The organism is Brevibacillus brevis (assembly GCF_031583145.1).
Lineage (GTDB): Bacteria > Bacillota > Bacilli > Brevibacillales > Brevibacillaceae > Brevibacillus > Brevibacillus brevis_E.
The window spans coordinates 3186851-3200129 of sequence record NZ_CP134050.1 but is presented as its reverse complement, the minus strand read 5'-3'; the positions used below and the strand labels follow the sequence as shown (position 1 = coordinate 3200129).

The 13279-nt window shown below is 56.9% G+C and carries 16 protein-coding genes and 1 riboswitch; of the genes, 13 read left to right on the top strand and 3 right to left on the bottom strand.

Annotated elements, in window-relative coordinates; translation table 11 throughout:
* The first annotated feature begins 53 nt into the window (after positions 1–53).
* Positions 54–1550 (top strand): long-chain-fatty-acid--CoA ligase, encoded by a 1497-nt coding sequence (locus RGB73_RS15880; RefSeq protein ID WP_310774338.1) that lies wholly within the window; start codon positions 54–56, stop codon positions 1548–1550.
* Positions 1551–1612: 62 nt separating this feature from the next.
* Here the strand turns inward: RGB73_RS15880 and RGB73_RS15875 are convergent, their stop codons facing one another.
* Both RGB73_RS15875 and RGB73_RS15870 read right to left on the bottom strand, forming a co-directional pair.
* The gene (locus RGB73_RS15875) at positions 1613–2032 is read right to left on the bottom strand and encodes a MerR family transcriptional regulator (protein WP_310763492.1); all 420 of its coding nucleotides are present in this window, start codon (positions 2030–2032) and stop codon (positions 1613–1615) included.
* A 22-nt stretch (positions 2033–2054) separates the two neighbouring features.
* A complete protein-coding gene (locus tag RGB73_RS15870; protein WP_310763491.1) occupies positions 2055–3065 on the bottom strand; it encodes a medium chain dehydrogenase/reductase family protein in 1011 nt (336 codons plus the stop codon).
* Positions 3066–3145: 80 nt separating this feature from the next.
* Here RGB73_RS15870 and RGB73_RS15865 point away from each other — a divergent pair, with 80 nt between their 5' ends.
* The 3 genes from RGB73_RS15865 to RGB73_RS15855 all read left to right on the top strand — a co-directional run bounded on the left by RGB73_RS15865 (position 3146) and on the right by RGB73_RS15855 (position 5219).
* Positions 3146–3454, top strand: coding sequence for a thioredoxin family protein (locus RGB73_RS15865; protein WP_310763490.1), 309 nt, complete (start codon positions 3146–3148; stop codon positions 3452–3454).
* Positions 3455–3519: 65 nt separating this feature from the next.
* Complete coding sequence (locus RGB73_RS15860) at positions 3520–4803, top strand: glycoside hydrolase family 18 protein (RefSeq protein ID WP_310763489.1); 1284 nt, start codon at positions 3520–3522, stop codon at positions 4801–4803.
* A gap of 188 nt (positions 4804–4991) precedes the next feature.
* Positions 4992–5219 carry a hypothetical protein gene (locus RGB73_RS15855; protein WP_310763488.1) on the top strand — a complete coding sequence of 76 codons (228 nt, stop codon included), beginning with the start codon at positions 4992–4994 and terminating at the stop codon, positions 5217–5219.
* A 27-nt stretch (positions 5220–5246) separates the two neighbouring features.
* On the opposite strand, the gene RGB73_RS15850 is transcribed toward RGB73_RS15855, so the two are convergent.
* Positions 5247–5642 carry a DUF2203 domain-containing protein gene (locus RGB73_RS15850; RefSeq protein ID WP_310763487.1) on the bottom strand — a complete coding sequence of 132 codons (396 nt, stop codon included), beginning with the start codon at positions 5640–5642 and terminating at the stop codon, positions 5247–5249.
* Between the two features lie 96 nt (positions 5643–5738).
* Here RGB73_RS15850 and RGB73_RS15845 point away from each other — a divergent pair, with 96 nt between their 5' ends.
* From RGB73_RS15845 to RGB73_RS15805, 9 genes are all read left to right on the top strand, one after another.
* Complete coding sequence (locus RGB73_RS15845; RefSeq protein ID WP_310763486.1) at positions 5739–6959, top strand: alanyl-tRNA editing protein; 1221 nt, start codon at positions 5739–5741, stop codon at positions 6957–6959.
* A 29-nt stretch (positions 6960–6988) separates the two neighbouring features.
* Positions 6989–7369: a sporulation phosphorelay system protein KapB gene (gene kapB / locus RGB73_RS15840; RefSeq protein ID WP_310763485.1), complete on the top strand. Its 381-nt coding sequence runs from the start codon at positions 6989–6991 to the stop codon at positions 7367–7369.
* Positions 7370–7410: 41 nt separating this feature from the next.
* Positions 7411–7521, top strand: a riboswitch (TPP riboswitch).
* Positions 7522–7709: 188 nt separating this feature from the next.
* Positions 7710–7913, top strand: coding sequence for a sulfur carrier protein ThiS (gene thiS / locus RGB73_RS15835; RefSeq protein ID WP_310763484.1), 204 nt, complete (start codon positions 7710–7712; stop codon positions 7911–7913).
* Between the two features lie 5 nt (positions 7914–7918).
* Positions 7919–8689 (top strand): thiazole synthase, encoded by a 771-nt coding sequence (locus tag RGB73_RS15830; RefSeq protein WP_310763483.1) that lies wholly within the window; start codon positions 7919–7921, stop codon positions 8687–8689.
* Position 8690: 1 nt separating this feature from the next.
* Positions 8691–9977 carry an acetylornithine deacetylase gene (locus RGB73_RS15825; RefSeq protein ID WP_310763482.1) on the top strand — a complete coding sequence of 429 codons (1287 nt, stop codon included), beginning with the start codon at positions 8691–8693 and terminating at the stop codon, positions 9975–9977.
* Between the two features lie 8 nt (positions 9978–9985).
* Complete coding sequence (gene tenA / locus RGB73_RS15820) at positions 9986–10657, top strand: thiaminase II (RefSeq protein WP_310763481.1); 672 nt, start codon at positions 9986–9988, stop codon at positions 10655–10657.
* The gene (locus RGB73_RS15815) at positions 10651–11427 is read left to right on the top strand and encodes an ABC transporter ATP-binding protein (protein WP_310763480.1); all 777 of its coding nucleotides are present in this window, start codon (positions 10651–10653) and stop codon (positions 11425–11427) included. The genes tenA and RGB73_RS15815 overlap by 7 nt, the downstream gene beginning before the upstream one ends.
* Positions 11427–12203 (top strand): ABC transporter permease, encoded by a 777-nt coding sequence (locus RGB73_RS15810; protein ID WP_310763479.1) that lies wholly within the window; start codon positions 11427–11429, stop codon positions 12201–12203. Before RGB73_RS15815 ends, RGB73_RS15810 begins: the two co-directional genes overlap by 1 nt.
* A gap of 14 nt (positions 12204–12217) precedes the next feature.
* Positions 12218–13243 carry an ABC transporter substrate-binding protein gene (locus RGB73_RS15805; protein ID WP_310763477.1) on the top strand — a complete coding sequence of 342 codons (1026 nt, stop codon included), beginning with the start codon at positions 12218–12220 and terminating at the stop codon, positions 13241–13243.
* The last annotated feature ends 36 nt before the right edge of the window (positions 13244–13279 follow it).

Genomic DNA, 13279 nt, shown 5'->3' with positions numbered 1-13279 from the left:
TTTCGCAGAACTATTCGGAATGTTAAAATTTTTCAAAAGGAGGTAGATGTGTGATGGCTCATTTGAATGAAAATTTGAAACACAGCGCTCACCTTTTTCCTGATCGCGCCGCCTTTGTCTTCCAAGGGGAGACCACGACCTATGCGGAGCTGGACCAGCAGGTCGAGTACCTGGCTGCTGCCCTGGCGCAGCGCGGGATCGGAAAAGGGGATGCCGTGGCGCTCCTTTTGGACAATCGCCCGGAATTTGTGAGCGCTTACTACGCAGTCTTGAGGACTGGAGCAGCGGTTGTCCCCATGAATCCCATCTATACTCCGAGAGAGATCGGCTTTATCTTGTCCAACAGCAAAGCGAAAGCGGTCGTCGCCTTGGCCGCTCTGGAGCCGGTCCTGACACCGCTTCGCGACCAGCTCCCTGACCTGCAAATGGTCATCTACGCGGGACCAGCGGTGAACGGCCTCACAATCGACCAGCTCATTTCCGAAAAGCAGACCGGTTTTGAGCCGCCTCAGCAAGACGAGAACGACCTGGCGGTAATCCTGTACACATCGGGTACGACCGGACAGCCGAAAGGGGCAATGCTCTCCCACCTCAATATGGATTCCAATGCGGAAGCCATGGGCGTATTGTTTGAGCTTGAGCCCGATGATCGGGTCGTGGCGGTCCTGCCGATGTTTCATGTCTTTTGCATGACTGTGTGCCTGAACGGACCGATTCGCTCCGGGGCGACCATGCTGATCGTCCAGAAGTTCCATCCGGCAGAAGTCGTAAATGTCATCCGGGAACAAAAGGCTTCCTGCTTTGCCGGCGTCCCCACGATGTACAATTACATGCTGCAGCTCCCCGATGCCACTCGCGCTGATTTCGCGACCATCCGCGTATGCTGCTCGGGAGGAGCGTCGATGCCGGTGGAGCTTTTGCACAAGTTCGAGGAAAAATACGGGGTAAAGATCATGGAGGGGTACGGTCTCTCCGAGGCTGCCCCGGCTACGGCTTTCAACCCGATTCGCGGGACGCGGAAGCCCGGGTCCGTCGGCATCGATCTGCCTGGGGTGGTCAACAAGGTGGTCGATCCGGAGGGTAACGAGCTGCCTCGTGGAGAAGTGGGAGAGCTGGTCGTCCAGGGACCCAACGTGATGCTCGGTTATCTCGGACTGCCGGATGAGACGGCTGCCGCCTTGAAAAACGGCTGGCTGCATACGGGCGATTTGGCTCGAATGGACGAGGAGGGGTACATCTACATCGTCGACCGGAAAAAAGATATGATCCTCGTAGACGGCTACAACGTTTATCCGCGCGAGGTCGAAGAAGTGCTCTACCAGCATCCGGCCATCATCGAGGCGGCTGTCATCGGCGTACCGGACGAAGTGCATGGCGAGGCAGTGAAAGCGTTTGTCGCCCTGAAGGAAGTCGCGGTGTCGCAGGAAGAAATTGTAGCGTTTTGCTCGGATAAGCTCGCTAAATACAAGGTACCGTGTCAAGTGGAGTTCGTGCCTGAACTGCCCAAGAACAGCACGGGGAAAATATTGCGCCGTTCCTTACGCAAATAAGAAGAGAAAAAACCAGCTGCAACCGTGAAGGATTGCGCTGGTTTTTGCGTGTGTGCCGGTACTCAGTCCTGTTTTTGCCCCTCTCCGTAGGATGAAAGCAGTTGGGTGTAGAAGGACCGTTTTTCTTCCGCGTAGCTTTGCACGGACCGAAGCTGCTCCATTTGCTGCTCCAGCTGTTCGAGATGGCGATCCAGCATCTCGATTCTTTTCTCAAGCGTGGGACGAACCTCCGTCTGTGGAAAATCGTCCACCATGAGGCAGCCGTCCTCCACGAAAGAAGCGATCTCCTCGAGCTTCATCCCCGTCTGCTTCAATCCGTGGATAAAACGGATGAACCGCAAGTCTTGATCGGTGTACTGGCGGATGCCGTTTTTCTTGCCTGCCTGTCGGTTCGGATCCGGCAGCACGCCAATCTTTTCGTAGTAGCGCAGCGTGTAAGGAGATACCCCCGTTAGCTTCGCCACTTCACCGATGGAGTACATGAAAAAACTCCTTTCTATCGCTTCAAGAATGGACAAGAACGACTTTTCCCGTTGCCCTGGATGTTGCCAGCAGCTCGTGGGCCTGGGCGGCGTTTTGGAAAGGAATACGATGGGAGATCAACGGCTGGATTTGTCCCGCCGAAAGCAGCGTGAACAAATGACGAACATCTTCCATAAACCAGTCGGGATGCTCACGCTTCAAGCTCGTGATGCTGTATAGATGGACGGGATTGCCTTTTTTTGTCCGCTTTGACTCGGCCAAGCTTTTCCACCGGGCCGCCCAGTCGTTTTCCGTCCCTGGTTCCAATACGGAGGTGTACCCGTATCCAACAAACGTGCCCTGATTGTGTAAGGTTCGCATCGAGCGGTCCCAATTCCTGCCGCCGATCGGATCGAAGACGGCATCGATTCCGTTCGGTGCCAGCTTTTCGAGTACCTCCACAAAATCGGAAGACCGGTAGTCGATCGCAACGGCTCCGTATCCTTCGACAACGGAACGCTTGGCTGCCGAAGCGGTGCCGTACATCTCCAGTTCGGCAAGCCGGCCCAGCTCAAGCAGCGCGGTACCGACGCCGCCGCTTGCGCCGTGAATGAGGACGCGGTCCCCAGCCGATACCCGGGCGATGCGGTGCAGCATCTGGTAAGCCGTCACGTAATTCAGCAATAGGGCTACTGCGGCAGCGGGATCCAGCGTTTCCGGGACCGGGATCGCTTCCTCGGCGGGGGCAATGACATGTGAAGAGTAGCCGCCGACTCCGTTAAAGAAGACCGCCGCCCGGTCGCCGATTTTGTGATTCTCCACGTCCGGGCCAATCGCATCGACGATACCGATGGCGTCGTAACCCGGAATAAAGGGCGGCTCGGGCGACAGTGGATACAGACCTTCCCTGCGCATGAGATCGGCGAGGGCGACCCCTGATGCCTCCACTTTTACGCGGATTTCGCCTCTTCCAGGTGCTAGCAAAGGCTCGGATATGACTTCGAGGACGTCAGGTCCTCCGTAGCGGGTAACGATGATGCTTGAACGGTTCATGGTGATTTCTCCTTTTCCTCTTGGGACGTAGGATGTATTGTAGGTGTTAGAGTTTACTCGAAGTCAAGGGGGAGAAATGCGTGCAGGAATGGAAGGCGGAGGAGTTCAGCCGAGCCGTAGAAGAAAAATTGACATTCGTTCTGTTCATCTATACCCCCATGTGCGGCACGTGCAAGCTCGCCGAGAGGATGCTGTCCGTGACGCTGGAAGCGCTGCCCGCAGTGAATGCGAGAAGCATCAACATCAATCTGGCTCCCGACATGGCTCGGATGTGGGAAATCACCAGCGTACCTGCGTTGCTGCTGTTTCGTGAAGGGGAGCTGATCGAGCGGCATTACGCCATACAATCGGCTGCGTTCCTGTTTGAACGGCTCAAAGAATGGTTCTAGACATACACCCATTTCCTTCCCACGGAATACATAGAAAAAGAGAAACGTGGCGAAGGAGGAGGCGTATGCAAATTCACGTGGTGGAGACGGGGCAGACTCTGTCTGGCATCGCCGAGACATACCATACGACAGCTGCTGAAATAGCGACAGCGAACGAGCTGCCTGACCCGGCAAATCTCGTCATCGGACAGGCGCTCGTGATTCCCATCGAGGGCAGCTACTACACGGTGAAGCAAGGAGACACGCTGTATACCATTGGACAGCGCTATCACATAAGCGCGGCTGAGCTGGCACGCGCAAACGGGATCTCCCAATACCGCCCTCTGCAAGTAGGGCAAAGGCTGTACATTCCGCCCCGTCCCAGACGGGCGGCAGATTTCAACGCGTACGCGGAGCCGAGGAGGAGAGTCTCGGAGGCTCTGGAAACCGATGTGCGAAAGGCCGCTCCTCATCTGACATACTTGGCTCCGTTCAGCTTTCGGATCAAGCGGGACGGCACTCTGGCGCGCCCGCCCCTCGACCATTTTCATCAAATCACGCGCGATAATCACGTCGTGATGATGCTGGTCGTCACCAATCTGGAGGGGAGCCAGTTCAGTTCGGAGCTGGGTGGCCTTGTGCTGAATGACAACGACCTGCAATCCAAGCTGCTGGACAACATCATCGCGACTGCCCAGGAGCTGGGGATGGGCGACATCCATTTCGATATGGAGGCCTTGCCGGCTACGGACCGGGAAGCGTATGTCCGTTTTTTGCACCGGGCCAAGGCGCGGGCTAGGGCAGCAGGGATGATGATGTCCGTCGCGGTCGCGCCGAAAACAAGCGCTCAGCAGCAAGGCAAATGGTATGCGGCCCACGATTACCGGGCGATCGGAGAAATAGCCGACTTCGTGGTGATCATGACCTATGAGTGGGGGTACAGCGGCGGACCGCCCATGGCCGTCTCCCCGATTGGACCGGTTCGACGCGTGCTGAACTACGCGGTTACCGAAATGCCGCCCGAAAAGATCATGATGGGCCAAAATTTGTACGGCTACGACTGGACGCTGCCCTACCAGCGCGGCACCACTGCCAGAGCGCTCAGTCCACAAGCCGCCATTGCCCTGGCTGCCGAGCACAACGTCCGCATTCAGTACGACTACCGGGCACAGGCTCCGTTTTTTGAATACACGGATGACCAAGACCGGAAGCATCAGGTCTGGTTTGAAGATGCCCGATCGATCCAGGCCAAATTTGATCTCGTCAAACAAATGGGACTGCGCGGCGTCAGCTACTGGAAGCTCGGTCTTCCCTTTCCGCAAAACTGGCTGTTGATCGAAGGGAATTTTCGCGTTCGCAAAAGGGCGTAACCGGCAGGCGTGCAATCCATCGGGTTGTACGCCTTCTTTACTTGACACATCCGCCAAAAGAGGTTTCAGAGCTCGTTTTGAGCGCGGACGGAAAAGGGTGGGCGTGTTTTCCCATCCGCCCAAATCGTGGTATGATGGCAACAAGAACACGGAAGTCATCGATCGGAAAAAACGGGAGGAGAGAGAAGATGGGAGAGTGCAAACTGGATCACAGTACGGAGGATGTGCAAAAGAAATTGGCCGAACAGTCGCCGTTTTTGCCGCAGGAGCGGGTGGAACAGCTGCGGGCGCTGCTTGAAACCGGTCTGTCTCAAGAAAAGCTGAACGAGCTGTTCCACCTTTTGAAGAAATACGACTTGGCGACGTCGGAAGAGCGCGCGATACGGGAAGAAAAAATGGAGCAGCTCCTCGGATAAGCCGTTCAACCTCCCCTGGAGGAGAGATCAGTCGATCCGCTTGCGCCCGCTAAAGCCGTCGTGCAGCCCATGGTAGTACGTGATGGAGTCTTCACCGGCCCGCCAGCATAGGAGTACTTCTTCGCCATCGATAATTGCCGGGAAGTCAAAGAGCCCGATGTCGATGTCCTTGACCTGGATCCCTTTGCCAATGAGGCTGGAAATGTGCATCTGGGCTTCCATTTCCATGAATTCGAGGCGGCACTCCACGTCAAACAGCTCCTTTTCGGAAGCGGGCTGCTTTCTTCTGATCTGTTCACGCTCTTGGTACAGCTTATAAAAACGGCGTTTGGCTTCCTGTAAAAAGGCGAGCTCTTCGCGTACATACGGCAACAACTGATTGGCCTCATCGCGTGTAAAATATTTCTTGGTCAAGAGTACCACCTCCTGACCCTATTATACTAGCTACCCCGTACGGGAGAAAATGGCTGGGGCAATACCAGTGGCAGTTTTTGCTCCATGCGGCAAGGAGTCGTCAGAATGAAAGACAGATTGTATTATCAGGATGCATATCAGCAAAGCTTTACGGCGGAAGTGACCAGGCGCGGAGTGGAGGAGGACGGTGTTCCATTCGTTGTGCTCAGCCAGACCGCCTTTTACCCGACCGGCGGCGGGCAGCCGTCCGACCAAGGGACGCTTGGGGACATTCAGGTGTTGGACGTGGAAGAAGTGGACGGGGAGATTCGTCATCGCCTCTTAGAGCCGATGCCGGAGCAGGTGACGACAGTCGTTGGCTCGATCGATTGGGATCGCCGCTTCGACCATATGCAGCAGCACGCCGGCCAGCATATCCTGTCCGCAGCCTTTCTGGAAGTGGCGGGTGCCGAGACAGTCGCCTTTCATTTGGGGAAAGAGCGAGTCACCATCGATGTCAGACTTGACGAGCTGTCGGCAGAGCTCTGGGAAGCCGTTGAACGGCGGGCCAACCAGGTCGTCCTGGAAAACCGTCCGATTTCTGCCCGTTTCGTTGATGATGAGGAACTAGCGACGCTGCCGCTGAAAAAGCAGCCGACTGTGACGGAAAATGTCCGTGTCGTGATTATCCCCGATTTCGATTACAATCCATGCGGAGGGACACATCCGGCGGGCACCGGGGAAGTCGGGATGATCAAAATATTGGGTTGGGAGCGCCATCGGGGGAACATTCGCCTGGAGTTTATTTGCGGGTGGCGCGCTTTGCGTGATTACAGCAAAAAGCAAGCCACGATCCGCGATGTGTCCAAGCTGCTGATGACCGGCGAAGCCGAGCTCGTCGCGCAGTCGGAAAGGCTGGTCGCGGAGCGTGATGCCCTCCGGCAAGCGTTGCAGGAAAAAGAGCGCCTGTTGCTCGAAGGGGAAGTCCGCCAGCAATTGGAGCAGGCGAGTCTGCTCGGCCCTGTGCGCTTGATTCAGCGCTCGTTTGAAGGACGGTCGATTCAGGAGCTGCAGCAGTTTGCCCAGCTGACGGTTGCGCTGGCACCGGATGCCGTTTGCTTGCTGGCGGCGACAGGGGAGAAGCTGCAGCTAGTCTTCGCCCGAGGCTCCGACGTGAACGTGCCCGTCAATCAATTGATCAAGGAAACACTTCCCCTGATCGCCGGCAAGGGCGGCGGAAATCCGGCCATGGCGCAAGGCGGCGGTCAACCGAGCGTGCCGGCGGATGACGTTCTGGCTCATGCCCGGCAGCTGCTCGAGTCAGCCCTCGCGACTGCCGGACACTGACAAAAGAAGTGAAGAGGAGATGAGCCACGATGTGGAACCCGGGAGATATTGTGCGCGTCACGCAAAAAACAGGAGAGTACATCACCGAAGTGCTGGAAGTCCATGACACCAAGCTGCTCGTCAAGGTGCTCGCTGTCACGAAGTTTCCGACGCAGGGCGACTTGCATACCTCTTTTGAAGTGGACGTGCCTTTGTTTCATCAGCGTCCAGCCCTCTCTTACCAAGAGAAGTTCATGACCCTAAGCCAATCGGCGATCCGCTACAACGGACCGATCCCGGACTACAAGGAATCCGTCCGTGTCGCCATGGAGCGGGAAATGGAAAAGCTGAAAAAAATGTCCTTGTGGGCTCAGCGCTGTCTGGTGGAGCTCGAGGCCATGCACAAGGAAGCCTTTACAAATTCGAAGTAGAGTGGTAGTGTAGAACTCGAACGAACGACAATCGCATAAAAAGATTACCAAACGGGGGCCGAGCATCGTCGGCTGAGATTGTAGCGAGAGTGCTACTGACCGTTGAACCTGAACTGGGTCATGCCAGCGGAGGAAGAGGTATAACGAATCGTTATGAACCAAACCATCCACGGCGGATGGTTTTTTCTGTCTGCCGTACGTGATGATTGGATAGACGGCTTCTTCTGTTTGCTGGAGAATTCCAGTGAAGGAAGGAGTCGTTTTTTTGTTACCTTTCCTTTTTCGCGGTCGTTCAGTTTTGGCCGGCCGCGATCGAGGGTTTCTGGATGGGGGGAAGAGGATGGTAGTTGTACTAAACGGCAAGCAGGTAGAGCTCGCGGAAGAGATCACCACGGTCCGCGCCCTGCTCGCTTCGTATCAGCTGCAGGAAAAGATCGTCGTCGTGGAGCAAAACGGAGAGATTATTGACCGTTCCCGCTATGAAAACGCACCGATCGCAGATGGAGACCGCATTGAAATCGTTCATTTTGTCGGAGGAGGATGATTGGAATGGATACTTGGAAAATTGGACCGTATGAATTTCGCTCTCGCTTGCTGCTGGGAACAGGGAAGTTCGCCGATCTCGAGACGCAAGGCAAGGCAGTAGATGTTTCACAGGCGGAAATTCTCACGTTCGCCATTCGCAGGCTGAATTTGGACAATCCGCAAGAGCCGAACTTTTTGGAACAGCTGGACTTGAAAAAGTACACCCTGCTGCCGAATACGGCGGGGGCTTACACGGCGGAGGAAGCGGTGCGCATCGCCCGGTTGGCGAAGGCATCCGGACTGTGCGACATGATCAAGGTCGAAGTGATCGGCGATCCGAAAACTTTGCTGCCCGATCCGATCGGGACGCTGGAAGCCTCGAAGATCTTGGTGGAGGAAGGCTTTATCGTCCTGACGTACACCAACGACGACCCTATCCTTGCTCGCCGCTTGCAGGAAGTAGGCGTGCACGCAGTGATGCCGGGAGCCTCTCCGATCGGCTCGGGCCAAGGGATCCTCAACGAAAACAATTTGCGCTTCATCATCGAAGACGCGAAGGTGCCGGTGATCGTCGACGCGGGGATCGGCGCCCCTGCGGATTGCGCTAAAGCGATGGAGCTTGGGGCAGATGGGGTGCTCTTGAACACCGCTGTCGCACTTGCCGACAACCCGGTACTGATGGCGGAAGCGATGCGGCTCGGGGTGGAGGCTGGCCGCAAAGGCTTCCTCGCCGGGCGGATCGCAAAGAAACGGTACGCTTCCGCAAGCAGCCCGACGGAAGGGATGATCGAGTAGGATGGACCGGATCGCGGCGGCGGTCGAAGCGATCGCCCAACGAAAAAAGGAGTTGTTCGGGCTTCTCGGCGAGCTGATCGCGCATCCTACTGTCAGCCCGCCTGCCCGCAACAGCACCGAAGCGCAAAGCTTGATCGCCCGCGAATTGCAGCGGCTTGGCTTCACCGTCGATCGCTGGCCGGTTTTCCCCGGTGACGACAATGTCGTCGGCAGGCTGCCTGGAACTTCGCCTGGGAAGGCCAAGAGCCTGATTATCAACGGTCACATCGACGTCGCGGAAGTCGGGGACGATGCCGGGTGGACGTATCCGCCCTTCGCCTTGACGGAAGGCGGCGACGGACGCTGGTACGGTCGCGGGGTAGCAGATATGAAAGGCGGACTGGCCGCCAGTCTGTTCGCGATCAAAATGCTGCGCGAGCACGGGGTAAAGCTCGCTGGCGACCTTCTGTTCCAATCGGTCATCGGCGAAGAGGCGGGAGAAGCGGGGACGCTGGCTGCGATCGAGCGGGGGTACCGTGCCGATTACGCGGTCGTCGTGGATACGAGCGATCTGCACATGCAAGGCCAGGGGGGCGTCATCACCGGGTGGATCACGATTGAGAGCCCGACGACGCTGCATGATGGCATGCGGGCCAAGACCATCCATGCCGGAGGGCGTGTCCACGGCGCTTCTGCCATCGAAAAAATGATGAAGGTCATCGCCTCCCTGCAGGAGCTGGAACGCCATTGGGCAGTGATGAAGGCTTACCCCGGCTTCGCCCCCGGGAGCAATACGATCAATCCGGCCGTGATCGAAGGCGGTCGCCACGCCGCCTTTATCGCGGATCGATGCTCCTTGTGGATCACCGTTCACTTTTATCCGAACGAATCGCACGAGGACATTATTCGTGAAATCGAGGAGCATGTTCGAAGAGCCGCAGCTGCCGACGTATGGCTGCGGGAACATCCGCCGACGTTTCGCTGGGGAGGCCGCTCCATGATTGAGGAGCGGGGCGAGATTTTTCCGTCTTTGGAGCTGGATCGCGACCATCCCGGGTTATCCGCTTTGCAAACCGCCTACGAGCAGCAGCTCGGACAGCCTCCCAAGACGGATATGTCGCCGACCGTGACGGACGCCGGCTGGTTTGCTCACGCCGGAATTCCTGCAGTGCTGTTCGGACCGGGTGAACTCGAGCAGGCCCATGCCGTGGATGAATCGATAGATCCGCAGCAGCTTGTCCAGTTCGCCCAGGTCATGGCGCGATTTATCGCTTCCTGGTGCAATACAGAAAAAGTGGGAAAGGGGTAAAGCTGACAATGGCAGTATTTACCGATCGTCTTTGGAAAAGCGTTGCTCCCATTTGGGAAAAGACACATCAGCACCCGTTTGTAACGGGATTGGGTGACGGCAGCTTGCCCGTTGAGTCGTTCAAGTTTTACATGAAGCAGGACTACGTCTATCTGATCGATTACGCCAAAATTTTTGCGATTGCCAGTACCAAAGCGAATGACCTTGCGACGAGCGCGAAGTTCGCCGGCTTGCAGGAAGCGACACTGAACGGGGAAATGGCCCTGCACCGCCAGTATGCCGAGCGGTTCGGCATCTCGCGGGAAGAGCTGGAAGCGACGAAGCCGTCATTCGTCATGCTCGCGTACACCAGTTACATGCTGAGGGTGGCCCATCAAGGCTCTCTCGCTGAGCTGGTCAGCGCTCTTCTTCCTTGCATGTGGGGCTATTGGGAGATCGGCAAACAGCTGGCGAAGGTAGAGGGGGCACTGGAGCACGAACTGTACGGCGAATGGGTGCGGACCTACAGCTCCGAAGAGTTTGGGCAGCTGGCATCCTGGCTGATCGACGTGATGAACCAACTGGCAGAGGGGAAACCGGAAAGGGAGCTTTCCATCCTGGAAGAGCATTTCCTCACGACATCGCGGATGGAGTACCTGTTTTGGGATATGGCGTACAGAAAGGAACTTTGGCCGTGCTAGAGCAGCTGGCCTTTTCCGAAGTCCGGTTCTCCTACGGCGATGCCCCCATCCTCCGCGACTTCGATTTGCGCATCGGGAAAGGCGAGTTCATCAGCCTGATTGGCCCCAGCGGCATCGGCAAGAGCACGGTCTTTCAATTGATCGCCGGTTTGCTGGAACCGCAGGCGGGGACCATCGCAATCAACGGTGCCCCTGTGGAAAACCGTCTGGGGATGGTCGGCTATATGCCGCAGCGGGATGCGCTGCTGCCTTGGCGCACAGTCGTGGAAAACGCGGCCCTTCCTTTGGAAATCAAAGGGGTATCGAAGATGGAGGCACAGGCTCGCGTACGCGGGGAGCTTCCGCGCTACGGACTGAGCGAATGGGCGGATGCGTACCCGTCCGAGCTGTCCGGCGGCATGCGTCAGCGGGTCTCTTTTTTGCGGGCGCTGCTCTCCGGGACGGACATCATGCTTCTGGACGAGCCGTTCAGCGCTCTCGACGGACTCACCCGGATGGAGATGCAGGAATGGCTGATGTCGATGTGGCAAGAGACCGGAAGTACGATGCTGATGATCACCCACGATATCGACGAAGCGATTCTGCTCGCCGATCGGGTGGTCGTCCTCACGGGAAAGCCGATTGAAAAGCCTGTGGAGCTGAAGGTGGACATCGCTCGTCCCCGGACGTCCAGCTGCCGCAACCAGGCAGCGTTCCTTGCCCTGCGCGAGCAGATCTGGGAGCTGCTGCGGCAACAAAACGGCAAACAGCCGGGCAGGAGGGAAGCGTAGTGGACCGATGGAACAAGGGGACATGGTTTGCCATCTCGATTGCGCTTTTCCTGGCAGCATGGGAAGGCGGGTGCCGGCTCTTGCATGTGCCACCGTTTATTTTGCCGCCGCCCAGCGCGGTCGTCTTGTCGCTTTGGGAGCTGCGCCAGACTCTCCTGGGGCTGCATCTATGGGTGACACTAAAGGAAGTGCTGCTCGGGCTCGCGGTCTCGATCCTGTTTGGCATGCTGCTCGCTTTTGCGATGAGTATGAGCCGCATCGTGGAGCGGCTGGTCTATCCGTATATCGTCATTTCCCAAACGATCCCGATTATCGCCTTGTCTCCCGTCTTCATTTTGTGGTTCGGGTACGACCTTTCCGGAAAAATTGCGATTACGATCTTGTTTACTTTCTTCCCGATCGTGGTGAGTACCTACGACGGTCTGCGCCGAGTGGACAAGGAAATGCTCCAGCTGCTCAAAACGATGGGCGCGAACCGGTGGCAGCTGTTTGCCAAGCTGCAGCTGCCTTCCAGCCTGCCGCACTTCTTCAGTGGGCTAAAGGTCGCGGCAACCTACAGTGTGGCCGGCGCGACAATCGGGGAGTGGCTCGGGGCGAGCGAAGGTCTGGGCTATTTCGGCCGCAGAGCCTCCGGCAATTTTCAGGCACCGGCGCTTTTTGCTTCCGTCTTGCTGCTTTCCGTGCTCGGCATGCTGATGTTTTGGCTGGTCGGGAGGCTCGAGAGGTATTTTACCCCGCAGGCGAGAGCGAAACGAAAAACATCGAAGAAAATGTAAGGGGAGTCATAAACATGAAACGTATCCAGCATTGGAGCAAAGCCGCAATCGCATTGCTGCTGACAGCAGGTCTGGCAGCGTGCGGCAATCAGCCGAGTACCGGCCAGAGCGCGCCGGCAGGGAATCAAGCGAACGCTCCGCAAGAATTGACCGTCGCCTTGGACTGGTATCCAAACGCCGTCCATTCCTTCCTGTACGCAGCCGAGGAACAAGGCTACTTCAAAGAAGAAAATCTGAAAGTCAATCTGCAAATGCCATCCGACACGAACGATCCACTGAAAATGGCAGCGGCCGGCAAAGTGGACCTGGCGATCAGCTATCAGCCGCAAGTGGTGCAAGCGCGCGCCGAAGGGATCCCGGTCGTCTCGGTCGGTGCTTTGGTTCGCCATCCGCTTAATGTCATCATGACCAGAAAAGATAGCGGACTGGATTCCCCGCAGCAGCTCGCAGGCAAAAACGTCGGCTACCCGTCCGTTCCGCTGGACGAATCGATCGTTCGCAATGTGGTCAAGCACACCGGCGCAGACGATTCCGGCATTTCCTTTACCGATATCGGATTCGACATCGTGCCGGCACTGACCGGTAAAAAAGTAGATGCGGTCGTCGGCGGGTACAAAAACCACGAGCAGCTGATTCTTGAGAAAAACGGCATTCCGGTCAACGTATTCGCGCCGACTGACTTCGGTGTACCGGATTACTACGAGCTCGTCTTGGCAACCAGCGACGATACGCTCGGCCAAAAGCAGCAGGCTATTGAAGCGTTCCTGCGCGCCGCTGGAAAAGGCCAAAAGTACGTCCAGGAAAACAAGGAGAAAGCGCTGGATCTGCTCCTCAGCAAGCAGGCCAACGAATTCCCGCTGGAAAAAGACATCGAGACGAAGAGTCTGGATATCTTGCTCCCGTTGATGGACGCGAAAGACAAACCGTTCGCAAGCCAAACAACAGAGTCGTGGCAGACGCTGATCGATTGGATGAAGAAAGAAAAGCTGATTGCCCAAGATGTCAAAGTGGAAGAAGTCATGCGTGATCTGACGAAGTAACGAAAAAGCAACCCGTGAGACGGACGGCCATCAGCC